The following is a 15,724-nucleotide window of genomic DNA, read 5'->3' as shown; positions in this document are numbered from 1 at the left end:
CGGTGCCCAGAGGCCTTCTAGACTGTCCCGCGCACTCGACCGCTAGGAGAACCGTGGCCATCCAGCCGATCCGCCTCTTCGGAGACCCGATCCTGCGCAGCCGCGCGATCGAGGTCACCACCTTCGACAAGGAGCTCCGCACCCTGGTCTCGGACCTGACGGACACCATGCTCGACGCACCCGGAGCCGGACTGGCCGCTCCCCAGATCGGGGTCGGCCTGCGGGTGTTCACGTGGAACGTGGACGGCGAGGTCGGCCACCTGGTCAACCCGACCCTCGAGCTCTCCGAGGAGCAACAGCTCGGTGCGGAGGGATGCCTCTCCTTGCCCAACCTGACCTATGACTGCCTGCGCGCGCTGTCGGTCGTCGCCAACGGGTTCGACATGCACGGCGAGCCGGTCACCATCAGCGGCTCCGAGCTGCTCGCTCGCGCGATCCAGCACGAGACCGACCACCTCGACGGCGTGCTCTTCATCGACAAGCTCGACGTCGAGGCCCGCAAGCACGCGATGCGCACCATCCGTGAGTCCGACTGGTTCGGTCTCGAGAAGCCCACGGTCAAGGTCTCACCCCACCCCACGAACGGATTCGGATTCTGATGCGCGTCGTGTTCGCCGGCACCCCCGAGGTCGCGCTCCCGGCCCTCGACGCCATCGCCGAGTCCCCGCACGAGCTGGTCGGCGTGGTGACTCGACCCGACGCTCCGTCCGGTCGCGGACGCAAGCTGGTCGCCTCACCCGTCGCCCAGCGGGCCGAGGAGCTCGGCGTCCCCGTGCTGAAGCCGGAGCACCCACGCGACCCCGACTTCCAGGCCGCGCTCAGGGCCCTCGAACCCGACTGTTGCCCGGTGGTGGCCTACGGAGCGCTGCTGCCGCAGTCGGCGCTCGACATCCCCGAGCACGGCTGGGTCAACCTGCACTTCTCCCTCCTCCCCGCGTGGCGGGGTGCAGCGCCGGTGCAGCACTCGATCTGGGCCGGCGACGAGATGACGGGTGCCACCACGTTCCGCATCGTGAAGGCACTCGACGCAGGACCCACCTTCGGCGTGATGACCGAGTCCGTCCGCCCCACCGACACCGCCGGAGACCTGCTGGGCCGGTTGGCGGAGGGCGGTGCCAGCCTCCTGGTTGCGACGCTCGACGGAATCGCCGACGGCGCGATCGAGGCCCGTGAGCAGAGCGACGAGGGGGTCAGCTTCGCCCCCAAGATCCTCGTCGAGGACGCTGCCATCGACTGGACCGAGCCAGCCATCCGCGTCGACCGCCGGATCCGGGCCTGCACGCCCGGGCCCGGCGCCTGGTCGACCCACGAGGGGGAACGGATCAAGATCGGTGCGGTGCGCATCGACGACACCCACGAGCGCCTCGAACCCGGCGTGCTCGCGGTGAGCAAGAACGCGGTGCACGTCGGCACCGGCACCGAGCCGGTGAAGCTGGGCGAGGTCAAGGCGTTCGGCAAGAAGCTGATGAGTGCTGCCGACTGGGCCAGGGGCGTGCGCCTCGAGGCCGGCACCCGTTTCGGCGACGCGTGAGGACGGTTACGGTCACTCCCATGACCAGTCGCAAGGCGACACCCGACGACATCTCCGACATCTGCCTCGCCCTGCCCGAGGTGGAGCTCGGCACGTCATGGGGCGACCGGCCGACCTACAAGGTGCCCCGGGGCGACAAGGGCAAGGGATTCCTGCTCCACCGGAGGGCGCACAGGAGCGCCGTCGATCCAGTGACGGGCGAGATGTACGACGACCTCCTGGTGATCCACACGCCCACGCTGGAGGACAAGGAGGCGTTGGTGGCCGATCCGCGTCTTCCGTTCTTCACCGTCGACCACTTCGACGGGTTCAAGGCTGTCCTGGTGCAGGAGTCCCGGCTCGGAGAGGTCGATCTCGAGGAGCTCACGGAGATCATCACCGACGCGTGGGCGAGCAAGGCGCCGAAGCGTCTCGTGAGGGAGTTCTTCGCGAAGGGATCCACGGATGGCTGACCCGCGGCGCGGCGGCAACCGCGGGCACCGCGGGCAAGGAGGGCGTGGAGGGCCGAGACGCTCCGGGGGCAGGCCACCGGTGACCCGCGCCTCGGTGGACGCCCCGCGCGCGGCGGCGTACGACGTGCTCAAGGCGGTGCGGGTCGATGACGCCTACACCAACCTGGTGCTGCCCCACGTGCTGCGCAGCGCTGGTCTCGAGGGGCGTGACGCGGCCTTCGTCACCGAGCTCGTGTCGGGGACCCTCCGTCGGCAGGGCACCTACGACGCCATCCTGGGAGCCTGCGTCGACCGACCGCTGGCCAAGGTCGAGGCGAAGGTGCTCGACGCGCTGCGCCTGGGCGCCCACCAGGTGCTCTCGATGCGCGTGCCCGCGCACGCTTCGATCTCGACCACCGTCGACCTGGTGCGGGCCCGTGTCGGCCAGGGGCCGGCTGGCTTCACCAACGCCGTGCTGCGCAAGGTGAGTGCCCACGACCTCGACCAGTGGATTCGTCGGGTGGCCCCGACCGACCCGGTCGGCTTCGCCTCCATCGCCCACTCCCACCCACAGTGGATCGTCAGCGCCCTGTCCGACGCACTGTCCGCGTGTGGTCACGCGGAGGCGTCCGCCCTGGATGCGCTCCTCGCGGCTGACAACGACAACCCGCAGGTGACGCTCGTCGCCCGTCCGGGACTGGCCACGGTCGATGAGCTGGTCGCCTCGGGGGGAGAGGTCACCGGCCGCTCGCCGTACGCCGTGCGCCTCACCGGCGGTGACCCGGGCGCGGTGCCGGCCGTGGCCGAGGGCAGGGCCGGTGTCCAGGACGAGGGCTCCCAGCTGGTCGCGCTGGCGCTGGCCGCCGCCGAGCTCGCCGGGCGCGACCAGCACTGGCTCGACGCGTGCGCCGGCCCCGGTGGCAAGTCGGCGCTGCTGGCAGCCCTCGCCGCCGAGGGTGGCGCCCTGCTGCTCGCCTCCGAGCTGCAGCAACACCGTGCCGAGCTGGTCAGGCGGGGCACCCGCGCGGCCTCCGCCGGTCTGAGTGGTGTGGTGGTGGCCGACGGCACCCGTCCGGCCTGGCGTCCCGGCTCGTTCGACCGGGTCCTCGTCGACGCGCCCTGCTCGGGACTGGGGGCGTTGCGTCGCAGGCCCGAGTCCCGCTGGCGGCGCCGGCCCAAGGACCTGGCCGACCTGGTCCCCGTCCAGCGGTCGCTCCTGGCCACGGCGTTGGACTCGGTCCGCCCGGGTGGGTTGGTCGCCTACGTGACCTGCTCACCGGTCCTGGCCGAGACCAAGGACGTGGTCGAGCAGGTGCTGGCCGGTCGGGACGACGTCGGCGTGGTCGATGCCGCAGCAGTGCTGGCGGACCTGCCGGGCGTGGACGTCGCGGAGTGCCGAGGCCCGCTGCCGGGCACGGTCCAGCTGTGGCCACACCTGCACCGGACCGACGCCATGTTCCTGGCCCTGTTGCGACGATCCTGAACTAGGTTGGGCGCATGGCCACCGCGAAGTCACCGTCCGTCGAGATCGAGGTCGACAACCGGGTGGTGCGGGTCAGCAACCCTGACCGGGTCTACTTCCCCGAGCTGGGCCTGACCAAGCTCGACCTGGTCGACTACTACGTGTCGGTGGGCGACGGCATCGTCAACGCCCTGCGCGAACGCCCGTGCATGCTGCACCGCTTCCCCACGGGGCTCGACGGCGAGAAGGTGCACCAGAAGCGGGTGCCGCGCGGTGCCCCTGACTGGCTGGAGACCGTCGAGCTGCACTTCCCGAGGTGGAACCGCACCGCCGACGAGCTCTGCGTCACCGAGCTGGCCAGCGTGGTCTGGGCGGTCCAGATGTCCACGGTGGAGTTCCATCCGTGGAACAGCCGGCGGGCCGATCCTGAGAAACCGGACGAGTGGCGCATCGACCTCGACCCCGGCCCGGAGTCCGACTGGTCGCAGGTGCAGCGGGTCGCCCGGGTCGCCCATGAGGTCCTCGACGAGCTGGGGGCCACCGGCTTCCCCAAGACCAGCGGGGGATCGGGCCTGCACGTCTACGTCCGGATCAAGCCCGAGCACGGCCACAAGGAGGTCCGCCGCGCAGCCCTGGCGTTCGCCCGTGAGGTGGAACGTCGTGCACCCGAGGACGTCACCACGACGTGGTGGCGCAAGGACCGCGACCCCCGTCACCTCTTCGTCGACTACAACCAGAACGCACGCGACCACACCATCGCGGCGGCGTACTCCGTGCGGGGTGTGCCCTCGGCGCGCGTCTCGACACCGGTGCGCTGGGACGAGATCGACACGGTCGAGCCCGACGACTTCACGGTGCTCACCGTGCCGGCACGGTATGCCGAGATCGGCGACCTCCATGCCGACATCGACGACCACGTCTTCGACATCGCGCGCCTCCTCGAGTGGGCCGACCGGGACGAGAGCGAAGGGGCTGACCCGCCCGTCGACCCCGAGGAGTGACGAGGCCACCGGGGCCCTCAGCCCAGCGCGCGCACCGCGTCGAGGGTGTCGATCTCGGCCACCGGCTTGTCGTCGCGATAACGGAGCACGCGCGCGAAACGCAGCGCCACGCCGCCCGGGTAGCGCCGGGAGGTCTGCACGCCGTCGAAGGCGATCTCGACGACCTGCTCCGGTCGGACGAAGACCACGTGCCCTTCTCGATGCGTCTCGAGCTCGAGGAACCGCTCGGTCTGCCAGGCCAGCATCTGGTCGGTCATTCCCTTGAAGGTCTTGCCCAGCATCACCAGCTCACCGGTCGCCGCGTCATGGGCGCCGAGGTGGATGTTGGAGAGCAGTCCGCGACGGCGCCCGCTGCCCCACTCGACCGCCAGCACCACCAGGTCGAGGGTGTGCCGGGGCTTCACCTTGACCCAGCCTGCGCCACGCCGGCCCGCAGCGTAGGGAGCGGCCGGGTCCTTGACGACGACTCCTTCGTGCCCGGCGGCGAGGCGTTCGGCGAAGAACGCCTCGGCCTCCGGCACCGAGTCGGTGAGGACGCGCGGCACCACGTGTGCCGGGGCCACCTGCTCGAGGTGGGTCCATCGCTCGTGGGCGGGTGCGTCGACGAGGTCACGACCGTCGAGGTGGAGGAGGTCGAAGAAGTACGTCGACAGGGGGATCTCGGCGGCCATCCGGTCAGGGTCGGCGCTGCTCATGGTGCGAGAGCCGGTCACCTGGAAGGGCGCCGGCCGACCGTCCGTCTCGGCGATCACCTCGCCGTCGAGGACGGCCTCCCGCACGGGCAGGGCCCGGACCGCGGCGACCACCTCCGGCAGGCGATCGGTGACGTCCTCCAGCGTGCGGGTGAACAGCCGGACGCTGCCGGATGCGACATGGGCCTGGATGCGGATGCCGTCGAGCTTGCTGTCGAGTGCGACCGGGCCGGTCACGGCGGCGGCAACGTCGGGAGCCGAGGCGGCGAGCATGGGGCGCAGCGGGCGGCCCACCTCGAGCCTGACCTCGAGCAGGGCCGGCTCCCCTCCGCCGAGCGCGATCCTGGCCACCGGCCCCGCGAAGCCGGCCAGCATCACGCCTCGGCGCACCGCCTCCTCCGGGACGGCGGCCGCCTGCGCGATGGCCTTGAGGAGTACGCCGTCACTCGCGCCCTGCCGCATCTCTCCGGTGATCAGCGCGCGGAGCCATTGCTGCTCGGGCTCGGTCGCGCGCGAGAAGAGCTGGGTGACCGCCGTTGCCCGGCCGGCGGTGGATCCCGAACCCGAGAGTGCGCCGATGGAGCTCAGCGCGGCATCGACGTCGGCGACGGAGAGAGTCGAGTCCGTGGCGGCCGGGGGGAGCGATGCGAGTCCTCGCCAGCTGACACCGATGCGCCGTTGCGGAAGGACCCCGGCCAGGTAGTCGGCAACGACTTCGACCGAGGCCCCGGAGTCGGCGGCCGCGGTGAGCGCCGCGGCGACGGCGGCGACCTTCTCGTTGCGTGACCTGGTCGCGGCCACCGCCTGGGACGTCCTGATCACCGATTCCAGCTGCATGCACCCAGCATGCCCGACGACCCCGACAGCCGACCCCGGCCAGCACAGGGATGACGGGGCGGAGCCAGCCGAGGTGGCAGCCGGGGCAAGCAGCTCCCGGTCGTCGCAGGTCTCAGGAGCGTCGGGTCCGCACGCAGCACCAGCCGTCGGCAGGTTCGAGACATGCCTGAAGGGCGTCGGCACCGAGTCCTTCGGCGACTCCCTGGACATAGTGCTGGTTCAGGCCACAGACCAGGGCGGTGTGCTCCTTGGCCAGGGTGTCGAAGGGGCAGTTGGCCAGGAGCACGGTGTCGTCCTCGACGCGGGCCTCGTAGCCCTGGTCCGTCAGGGTCTCGCTGAGCCTGTCGAGGTCGTCCTCGGAGCGGGAGGCAGAGGTGGAGCCCGCCGCTCGTCCTTCGTCGGTGGCGGCCGCGTCCATGGCCGCGGCCATCGACGTCCCGTCGGTGGCGGCGCGCTCGACGGCCGAGGCCAGGATGTGGCCGACCAGGTCGTAGCGACGTGGGGGGAGGGACACGGCGAACTCTCGCTCGCCGCGGCGGTAGAGCTTGCTCGGCCGTCCGGCGCCCGGCCCGGAGCGGCCGCTGAGCCGGCGGAACTCGGTCTTCAGCAGCCCCTCGTCGACGAGCTTGTCGAGGTGGAACTTGGCCGTGTGCGTCGCGACGCCGACGGCGGTGGCGGCCCGTTCCCGGCTGACTGCGTCGGTCTGGGACACGACGTACTCGTAGAGAGCGCGACGCACCGGCTCGGAGAGGGCACCGATTCCCGTTGCCTGGGATGCGAGGTCCACGACACGGCCTTTCTCAAGGGGAACGACATTGACTGTACGCCTCGTACAAGACTAAAGTAGAAAACAACGTCCTTTAGAAATCGAGGCACATCATGACAACTCAACAGTCTCCCGTCAGCAGCACCACTCCTGCGGGGAACGCGCCGGTGGAGCGCGCGTTCTTCCTGCTCCGCACGGTGTTCACCGTCGCTCCGATCGCGTTCGGGCTCGACAAGTTCGCCGGCATCCTCACCGACTGGGACCACTACCTGGCCCCGTGGATCAACGACATCGTGCCGGGCTCGGCGCACCAGGCGATGATGCTGGTGGGCGTGATCGAGATCGTGGCCGGCATCGCCGTGGCAGTCGCGCCCCGCTTCGGGGGCCTCCTGGTGGCCGCCTGGCTCGCCGGCATCATCGTCAACCTCGTCACCATGGGGGACTACTACGACGTGGCCCTGCGTGACTTCGGCTTGCTGGTCGCGGCCCTCGCCCTGGCACTGCTGGCCCAGGCCCGTCACGAGTCCGCGAAGCGATGACGGCGACCCCGCTGCGCCCGCGCATCACGCATGCACGGGAGGAGGTCGACCCGGTGGTGGTGGAGGAGGCCGCGACAGCCTTCCTCGCCGCCCTCGGACTGCCGATCGAGACCGAGGCCATGGTCGACACGCCACGCCGCATGGCCGACGCCTACCTGGAGATGCTCCGGGCGCGCGACTTCGACTTCACCACCTTCACCAACGACGACGGGTACGACGAGCTGGTCCTGGTCCAGGACATCCCGGTGCAGTCGCTGTGCGAGCACCACATGCTCCCGTTCTCCGGGGTCGCCCACGTGGGCTACCTGCCCGGTGACCGCATCCTGGGCCTCTCGAAGTTCGCCCGACTGGTTGAGTTCCACGCCCGCCGGGCGCAGACTCAGGAACGCTTGACCCAACAGATCGCCAACCACCTCCAGGGCACCCTCCAGCCCCGTGGGGTCGGAGTCGTGATCGAGGCCGAGCACACCTGCATGAGCCTGCGTGGGGCACGGGTGTCCGGTGCCCGCACGGTGACCTCGGCGCTGCTCGGCCGGCTCCGGGACGACCCCGCGGGACGTGCCGAGTTCCTGACTCTCGCCCGCAACGGAAAGGACAAGCGATGAACATCGTGATCGTCGGGGGCGGCCTGGCGGCCGCCAAGGCAGCCGTCGAGCTCCGCGAGGGCGGCCACTCCGACAGCGTGGTCGTCCTTGCCGGGGAGGACCACCTGCCCTACGAGCGACCACCACTCTCCAAGGGAGTCCTGCTGGGTCAGGCCGACCCGGACTCCGCGACCGTGCTCGACAAGGACTGGTACGCCGACCACGACGTCGACCTGCGCACCGCGACGACCGCCGACGCCATCGACCTCGAGGCGGGCACCGTCCACGCCGGTGACGACGTGCTGCCGTTCGACCGACTGCTCCTGGCCACCGGTTCCCGGCCACGGCACCTCCGCATGGCCGACGAGAGCGGCGCCCCGGTCGCCTACCTGCGCACCCTCGAGGACTCTCGCCTGCTCAAGGAGAGCTTCGGTGCCGAGAACCGGCTCATCATCATCGGCGGCGGATGGATCGGCCTCGAGGTCGCCGCGGCCGCCCGGGCGGCCGACACCCACGTGACGATCGTCGAGTCCCTCGAGCTGCCACTGCTGCGGGTGCTCGGTCCCGAGGTGGCCGCGCACTTCGCCGACCTGCACCGCGCCCACGGGGTGGACCTCCGGCTCTCCGCGCAGGTCACCGGCATCGACTCCGACGGCACGGTCCACCTCGCCGACGGATCAGCGCTGGCCTCGGACCTGGTCGTGGTCGGTGTCGGTGTGGAGCCCGTCGACGACCTCGCCCGCCAGGCCGGCCTCGACGTCGACAACGGGGTCCTGGTCGACGAGCTCCTGCGCACCTCCGACCCCCGCGTCCTCGCGGCCGGCGACGTCGCCAACCAGCAGCACCCGGTCCTGGGCCGTCGGATCCGGGTCGAGCACTGGGACACCGCCATCGAGCAGGGCAGGCACGCGGCCCGGGTGATGCTGGGCCTCGACGCGGCGTACGATCGCCTGCCCTACTTCTTCACCGACCAGTACGACCTCGGCATGGAGTACGTCGGCAGCATCGGGCCCGACGGCTACACCGACGTGCAGATCGAGGGCGAACCGGCCTCGGGTGCGTTCCGCGCCTACTGGCTGCGCGACGGACTCGTGGTCGCCGGGATGCACGTGAACGACTGGGACGCCACCGAGGAGATCCGGGCCCGCGTGGGCACCAGGGCCGACCACTAGCCTGACTGCATGACGACGTTGATCGACGACCTGGGCCACGAGGTGGCCCTCGACGGCGCTCCCTCCCGTGTGGTCTCGCTGGTTCCGTCACTGACCGAGGCGCTCGCCACCTCCGCCCCCGACGTCCTGGTCGGGGCGACCGACTGGTGCACCCGTCCCGCGGATCTCGCCGTTGCTCGCGTGCGGGGCACCAAGAACCCCGACCTGGCTGCGATCGCCGACCTGGCGCCGGACCTGGTGATCGCCAACCAGGAGGAGAATCGAGAGCTCGACGTCCGCCGGCTCCGCCAGCGCGGCATCCGCGTCTGGGTGACCGTCACCGAGTCGGTCCCGCAGGCGTTGGACTCCATGGGACGCCTCTTCGTCGACGTCCTGCGCCAGCAGGAGCCCGGATGGCTGGGCGAGGCCCGACGGTTGTGGGGGAGCAGCACGCCTGCCCCGACGCGCACGGTCGCCGTGCCGATCTGGCGGGACCCGTGGATGGTGATCGGTGCGCGGACCTTCACCGGTGACCTGCTGGCGAGGTTGGGCCTGGCCAACGTGTACGCCGACCACGCCGACCGCTATCCCTCCGTGACGGTGGAGGACATCCAGCGGCGCGACCCCGACCTCGTCCTGCTCCCGGACGAGCCCTACGTCTTCACCCCTGAGGACGGCCCCGAGGCGTTCACCGCGAACAGGACCGCGCTGGTCAGTGGACGACTGCTGACCTGGTACGGCCCGGCACTGGTCGAGGCCCACCGCGAGCTGAAGGCACTCGTGTGAGGCGCGACACGGCGACTTTGCACAATTGCTAGGACGTCCTAGTATTTAACTACTAGGACGTCCAACCATCTCTGTTCGGGAGCAACCCGTGACCACGCCTGACCTCCACAAGCCGGTCAACCCGGTCCGTTTCGTCACCGCTTCGAGTCTCTTCGACGGCCACGACGCATCGATCAACATCATGCGGCGCATCCTCCAGAGCCAGGGCGCCGAGGTGATCCACCTCGGGCACAACCGCTCCGTCCACGAGGTCGTCGAGGCCGCGATCGAGGAAGACGTCCAGGGCGTCGCCGTGTCGTCCTACCAGGGCGGCCACGTGGAGTACTTCGAGTACCTCGTGGAGTCGCTGAAGGAGCGCGGTGCCGGGCACATCAAGGTCTACGGCGGTGGCGGCGGCGTGATCGTCCCCGAGGAGATCGCGCGGCTCAGGAAGAGCGGCGTCACGATCTTCTCGCCCGAGGACGGTCAGCGCCTCGGCCTGGTCGGCATGATCAACACGATGATCCGCGAGTGCGACATCGACCTGTGGCAGGACGGCTCCGTGCGAGCCGACGCGGTGATCGCAGGAGACAGGTTCGCCGTGGCGCGCGCCATCACCGGCGCGGAGCTGGGCGAGCTCCCCGATGACTTCCGCACCGCGATCCATGAGGCCGCAGCCGCCCACACCACGCCCGTGCTCGGCATCACCGGCACCGGCGGTTCCGGCAAGTCCAGCCTCACCGACGAGCTGGTCCGGCGCTTCCGGGTCGACCAGCAGGACAAGCTCCGCATCGCGGTGATCGCCGTCGACCCGACACGTCGTCGTGGCGGGGGCGCCCTGCTCGGCGACCGCATCCGGATGAACAGCCTCGACGGTGAGCGCACGATGTTCCGCTCCCTCGCCACTCGCGGGAGCCACGAGATCCCCGACGGGTTGGCCGACGTGATCGCCGTGACCAAGGCGGCGGGCTTCGACCTGGTCATCGTCGAGACACCGGGCATCGGGCAGGGCGACGCCGGCATCCTGCCGTTCGTCGACGAGTCGATGTATGTCATGACGCCCGAGTTCGGTGCGGCCTCCCAGCTCGAGAAGATCGACATGCTCGACTTCGCGGACACGGTCGCGATCAACAAGTTCGAGCGTCGCGGCGCCATGGACGCACTACGTGACGTGGGCCGGCAGCTGGTCCGCAACAAGGAGGCGTTCGGCAAGAAGCCCGAGGACATGCCGGTCTTCGGCACCTCGGCCGCCACCTTCAACGACGACGGCGTCACCGCGCTCTACCAGCACCTGCTGTCCGCCCTCGGTGAGCAGGGTCTGCCCGTCGCCGAGGGGGTCCTGCCGCGGGTCGACGTCCGCCACTCGTCCGGCATCGCCCAGGTCGTGCCCACGGGCCGAGTGCGCTACCTCTCCGAGATCACCGAGACCGTGCGCAGCTACCACGCCGAGACCGAGGACCTCGTCCTCGCTGCGCGCAAGGTGCAGCAGCTCGAGGCGGTGCAGGCTGCCCTGGCCGACGCCGAGGCCGAGGCCGGCGGTGTGCCCGAGCTCCTCGAGGCGGCGCGCAAGCAGGTGCCGCACGAGCTCGCCGACCAGATCGAGCACTGGCCCGCTGTCGTGGAGTCCTACTCCGGCGACGAGCAGGTCGTGCGGATCCGCGACAAGGAGATCCACACCAAGCTGACCAAGGAGTCGCTCTCCGGCAACAAGGTCCGCCGTGTCTCCCTGCCGAAGTACGACGACCGCGGTGAGCTGGTGCGCTACTGGCGCAAGGAGAACCTGCCCGGCTTCTTCCCCTTCACCGCAGGCGTCTTCCCGTTCAAGCGCGACGGCGAGGACCCGGCGCGGATGTTCGCCGGTGAGGGCGACCCGGCCCGCACCAACCGCCGCTTCAAGATCCTGTCCCACGAGGGTGAGGCCACGCGCCTGTCCACGGCCTTCGACTCCGTGACCCTCTACGGTCGCGACCCCGACCTGCGCCCCGACGTCTACGGCAAGGTCGGCACGTCCGGTGTCTCGGTCGCCACCCTCGACGACATGAAGGTCCTCTACGACGGCTTCGACCTGGTCGCCCCGTCCACCTCGGTGTCGATGACCATCAACGGCCCGGCACCCACCGTCCTGGCCTTCTTCCTCAACACGGTCATCGACCAGCAGGTCGATGCCTTCCGCGAGAAGGAGGGCCGGGAGCCGAACCACGAGGAGTCCGCACAGCTGGCGGCGTACGCCCTCGCGAACGTCCGCGGCACGGTGCAGGCCGACATCCTCAAGGAGGACCAGGGCCAGAACACCTGCTTGTTCTCCACCGAGTTCAGCCTGCGGATGATGGCCGACATCCAGGAGTGGTTCATCCAGAACCAGGTCCGCAACTTCTACTCCGTGTCGATCTCCGGCTACCACATCGCGGAGGCCGGGGCGAACCCGATCAGCCAGCTCGCGTTCACGCTTGCCAACGGCTTCACCTACGTCGAGGCCTACCTCGCCCGCGGGATGGACATCGACGACTTCGCGCCGAACCTGTCCTTCTTCTTCTCCAACGGCATGGACCCCGAGTACTCCGTGATCGGTCGCGTCGCGCGCCGGATCTGGGCAGTGGCCATGAAGGAGAAGTACGGCGCCAACGAGCGTTCGCAGAAGCTGAAGTACCACGTGCAGACCTCGGGCCGTTCCCTGCACGCGCAGGAGATGGACTTCAACGACATCCGCACCACGCTGCAGGCGCTGATCGCGATCAACGACAACGCCAACTCCCTGCACACCAACGCCTTCGACGAAGCGGTCACCACACCGACCGAGGAGTCCGTCCGACGGGCCCTGGCGATCCAGATGATCATCAACAAGGAGTGGGGCCTCTCGATGAACGAGAACCAGCTCCAGGGGTCCTTCATCATCGACGAGCTCACCGACCTCGTCGAGGCGGCCGTGCTCGAGGAGTTCGACCGGATCAACGAGCGCGGCGGTGTCCTCGGCGCCATGGAGACCGGCTACCAGCGGGGCCGGATCCAGGACGAGTCGATGCTCTACGAGCACCGCAAGCACGACGGCTCGCTGCCGATCATCGGCGTGAACACCTTCCGTCGCCCCGAGAGCGCGGGCGAGGAGGACCACACCGTCGAGCTGGCCCGTGCCACGGAGGCCGAGAAGAAGTCCCAGCTCGACCGGGTGGAAGCCTTCCAGGACACGCACCGCAGCGAGGCCGAAGCCGCGCTGTCGCGCCTGAAGGATGCGGCGATCTCGGGTGACAACGTCTTCGCCGTGCTGATGGACGCCGCGCGGGTGTGCTCGCTGCAGCAGGTCACCGAGGCCTTCTTCGAGGTGGGTGGGCAGTACCGCCGAAACGTGTGAGGTGTGCAGGCTCCCGACGGGTTAGTGCGATCAGGTCACGTTCGGTAGCCTGACTCCCGTCCTCTCCTCACCACGAAAGCAGCTGCGCACCCATCTCATGGACGGTTCTCAAAGTCCCCGGCTCCCTGATCCCGAGCACGACGGGGGAGAGCGATGCTGATCGAGTGGCTGCTGCTGGCACTGGCGGTGCTGCTGGTGCTGGCCTGTGGTGTGTTCGTCGCGGCCGAGTTCTCGCTGGTCACCGTCGACCGCTCCGTGGTCGCCAACGCCGCGGCTGCGGGTGACGCCGGTGCCATCGGCGTGCAGAAGTCACTGCGGTCCCTGTCGACGCAGCTGTCCGGTGCCCAGGTCGGCATCACGGTCACTAACCTGGCGATCGGCTTCCTGGCCGAGCCGGCCATCGCTGCGCTGCTCCGCAACCCGATCGAGTCCACCGGACTCGCCAGCGGCATGGTGCACCCCGTCGCGATCGGACTGGCACTGGCGCTGAGCACCGCGATGACGATGATCTACGGCGAGCTGGTCCCGAAGAACCTCGCGATCGCCAAGCCCATGGAGACCGCCCGGGCGACCGCGGGGATGCAGCGGGCGTTCACGACGGTCAACCAGGTCCCGATCCGGATCCTCAACAACTCCGCCAACATGATCGTCCGACGCCTCGGCATCGAGCCGCAGGAGGAGCTGCGCTCGGCGCGCACGACCAACGAGCTGGCCTCGTTGATCGCTCGTTCGGCCGACCAGGGCACGCTCGACGCGGACACCGCCGAGCTGATGGAGCGCTCGGTGGAGTTCGGTGCCCGCACCACCGGCGAGATCATGACGCCGCGGGTGCGCACCACCAGCGTGGAGGCCACCGACCGGGCCAGCTCCGTCATCGAGCTGGCCCGCAGCACCGGACACTCGAGATTCCCGGTCCTCGATGACCAGGACGCTGTCGTGGGGACCGTGCACGTCAAGCACGCCGTTGCCCTGCCACTCCACGAGCGCGCCACCACGCGCATCAAGCACATCATGGTCAAGCCGATCGTGGTGCCCGACTCACTCAAGCTCGATCCGTTGCTGGCGCTGTTGCGTCGCGACGGCTTCCAGATGGCCGTGGTCCTCGACGAGTACGGCGGCCAGGCAGGCATCGTCACGTTGGAGGACGTGGTGGAGGAGATCGTCGGTGACATCGCCGACGAGCACGACCGCCTCGGTGCCCGGGTCAGGCAGCGCAGGGACGGCGCCTGGTCGCTGTCCGGCCTGTTGCGGCCCGACGAGGTGGAGGACGTCACGGACATCGACCTCCCCGCCAACGAGGACTACGACACCATCGCCGGGCTGGTGCTGCGCGAGCTGGGCAGGATCCCGGTTGCCGGGGACGAGGTCGAGGTGCCCCTCCCGGTGGAGCTCGACGACGAGGACGAGCCACTGCCGCAGGTCATCGCTGTGCTGAAGGTCGAGCACATGGACGGCCTGCGCGTCGACCGGATCAGGCTCTGGACCCGGACTGAGGGCGACTCCGATGAGTGACTACGGGGCCCTGGTGCTGGCCGTCGTCCTGCTCGCCCTCAACGCCTTCTTCGTTGGCGCGGAGTTCGCACTCGTTTCGGCGCGGCGTACGCAGATCGAACCGCGGGCCAAGACCTCCTCCATGGCGCGCACGACCCTGCGGGCCATGGAGAACGTCTCGTTGGTGATGGCGGGTGCCCAGCTCGGCATCACCATCTGCTCCCTGGGCCTCGGTGCGGTCGGTGAGCCGGCGGTGGCCCACCTGCTCAGTCCGCTCTTCGAGGCCGCGCACGTGCCGCACGACCTGGTCCACCCGATCTCGTTCGTCATCGCCCTCGCGATCGTGGTCTACCTGCACGTGGTGCTCGGCGAGATGGTCCCCAAGAACATCGCCATCGCCGGGCCGGACAGGGCCGCGATCCTGCTGGGCCCGCCAATGATGGGCATCGTCACGATCCTGCGTCCGATCATCGTGTTCCTGAACTGGATCGCGAACGCCACCCTGCGACTCATGCGCGTGGAACCCAAGGACGAGGTGTCGTCGACCTACACGCGAGAACAGGTCGCCGCGCTGGTCGAGGAGTCGCGCGGAGAGGGCCTGATGGCCGCCGAGGAGTACGACCGCCTGGCCGGAGCCCTCGGCTTCACCGAGCGCACGGTCGAGTCCGTGCTCCTGCCGATGGATGACCTGACCACGCTCGCGCGGGGCTGCACCGCAGCAGACGTGGAGGATCTCTGCGCGGCGACGGGCTACTCGCGCTTCCCGGTGCGCAGCAGCGCGGGTGACCCGGTTGGCTACCTGCACATCAAGGACGTGCTCGAGACGGAGCCGGCCCGTCGAACCCGGGTGGTCGACGAGAAGTGGATCCACCCCTTCGCCACGGTCCAGCCGGGCGACGTGCTCCACGACGCCCTGGAGACCCTGCAGCGCCGAGGGGCCCACATGGCCCGGGTGGTCGATGCCCAGGGCGCCACCCTGGGCCTGGTGACGATGGAGGACGTCCTCGAGGAACTGGTCGGCGAGATCCGCGACGCCGCCCACCTCGACGAGTCCGGTGAGCCATCGCCCGCCGGCTCGGAGCGCCGGTTAAAGTGACCCTCGGCAGCCCCACTGGCGAGAGATGGTCA

General features: G+C 69.7%; 14 protein-coding genes. 12 read left to right on the top strand and 2 right to left on the bottom strand.

Annotated elements, in window-relative coordinates:
• Positions 1–53 precede the first annotated feature (53 nt).
• The 5 genes from def to ligD are packed head-to-tail and all read left to right on the top strand — an operon-like array spanning position 54 to position 4,425.
• A complete protein-coding gene (def, locus tag ncot_RS09825; RefSeq protein WP_168617450.1) occupies positions 54–599 on the top strand; it encodes a peptide deformylase in 546 nt (181 codons plus the stop codon).
• Positions 599–1,531 carry a methionyl-tRNA formyltransferase gene (gene fmt, locus ncot_RS09820; RefSeq protein WP_168617449.1) on the top strand — a complete coding sequence of 311 codons (933 nt, stop codon included), beginning with the start codon at positions 599–601 and terminating at the stop codon, positions 1,529–1,531. Before def ends, fmt begins: the two co-directional genes overlap by 1 nt.
• 20 nt (positions 1,532–1,551) lie before the next feature.
• Positions 1,552–1,983 (top strand): MmcQ/YjbR family DNA-binding protein, encoded by a 432-nt coding sequence (locus ncot_RS09815; RefSeq protein ID WP_168617448.1) that lies wholly within the window; start codon positions 1,552–1,554, stop codon positions 1,981–1,983.
• Complete coding sequence (locus tag ncot_RS09810; protein WP_168617447.1) at positions 1,976–3,445, top strand: transcription antitermination factor NusB; 1,470 nt, start codon at positions 1,976–1,978, stop codon at positions 3,443–3,445. Before ncot_RS09815 ends, ncot_RS09810 begins: the two co-directional genes overlap by 8 nt.
• A 14-nt stretch (positions 3,446–3,459) precedes the next feature.
• The gene (gene ligD / locus ncot_RS09805) at positions 3,460–4,425 is read left to right on the top strand and encodes a non-homologous end-joining DNA ligase (protein WP_168617446.1); all 966 of its coding nucleotides are present in this window, start codon (positions 3,460–3,462) and stop codon (positions 4,423–4,425) included.
• 17 nt (positions 4,426–4,442) lie between these two features.
• Here the strand turns inward: ligD and ncot_RS09800 are convergent, their stop codons facing one another.
• Together ncot_RS09800 and ncot_RS09795 are read right to left on the bottom strand one after the other, a co-directional pair.
• Positions 4,443–5,954: an ATP-dependent DNA ligase gene (locus tag ncot_RS09800; RefSeq protein ID WP_168617445.1), complete on the bottom strand. Its 1,512-nt coding sequence runs from the start codon at positions 5,952–5,954 to the stop codon at positions 4,443–4,445.
• Between the two features lie 112 nt (positions 5,955–6,066).
• On the bottom strand, positions 6,067–6,741 hold the full coding sequence (locus ncot_RS09795; RefSeq protein WP_168617444.1) for a transcriptional regulator: 675 nt from the start codon (positions 6,739–6,741) through the stop codon (positions 6,067–6,069).
• Positions 6,742–6,833: 92 nt separating this feature from the next.
• Here ncot_RS09795 and ncot_RS09790 point away from each other — a divergent pair, with 92 nt between their 5' ends.
• From ncot_RS09790 to ncot_RS09760, 7 genes are all read left to right on the top strand, one after another.
• A complete protein-coding gene (locus ncot_RS09790; protein WP_168617443.1) occupies positions 6,834–7,259 on the top strand; it encodes a hypothetical protein in 426 nt (141 codons plus the stop codon).
• Positions 7,256–7,864 carry a GTP cyclohydrolase I FolE gene (gene folE, locus ncot_RS09785; RefSeq protein WP_168617442.1) on the top strand — a complete coding sequence of 203 codons (609 nt, stop codon included), beginning with the start codon at positions 7,256–7,258 and terminating at the stop codon, positions 7,862–7,864. The genes ncot_RS09790 and folE overlap by 4 nt, the downstream gene beginning before the upstream one ends.
• Complete coding sequence (locus tag ncot_RS09780) at positions 7,861–9,015, top strand: FAD-dependent oxidoreductase (protein WP_168617441.1); 1,155 nt, start codon at positions 7,861–7,863, stop codon at positions 9,013–9,015. The genes folE and ncot_RS09780 overlap by 4 nt, the downstream gene beginning before the upstream one ends.
• Positions 9,016–9,024: 9 nt before the next feature.
• Positions 9,025–9,780, top strand: coding sequence for a helical backbone metal receptor (locus ncot_RS09775; RefSeq protein ID WP_168617440.1), 756 nt, complete (start codon positions 9,025–9,027; stop codon positions 9,778–9,780).
• Between the two features lie 88 nt (positions 9,781–9,868).
• Positions 9,869–13,105 carry a fused isobutyryl-CoA mutase/GTPase IcmF gene (gene icmF / locus ncot_RS09770; RefSeq protein WP_168617439.1) on the top strand — a complete coding sequence of 1,079 codons (3,237 nt, stop codon included), beginning with the start codon at positions 9,869–9,871 and terminating at the stop codon, positions 13,103–13,105.
• Positions 13,106–13,258: 153 nt separating this feature from the next.
• A complete protein-coding gene (locus ncot_RS09765; protein WP_168617438.1) occupies positions 13,259–14,617 on the top strand; it encodes a hemolysin family protein in 1,359 nt (452 codons plus the stop codon).
• Positions 14,610–15,692 (top strand): hemolysin family protein, encoded by a 1,083-nt coding sequence (locus ncot_RS09760; RefSeq protein WP_168617437.1) that lies wholly within the window; start codon positions 14,610–14,612, stop codon positions 15,690–15,692. Before ncot_RS09765 ends, ncot_RS09760 begins: the two co-directional genes overlap by 8 nt.
• Positions 15,693–15,724: the final 32 nt, after the last annotated feature.

This window comes from Nocardioides sp. JQ2195, from assembly GCF_012272695.1.
Lineage (GTDB): Bacteria > Actinomycetota > Actinomycetes > Propionibacteriales > Nocardioidaceae > Nocardioides.
This window is presented reverse-complemented; position numbering and strand designations above follow the sequence as displayed.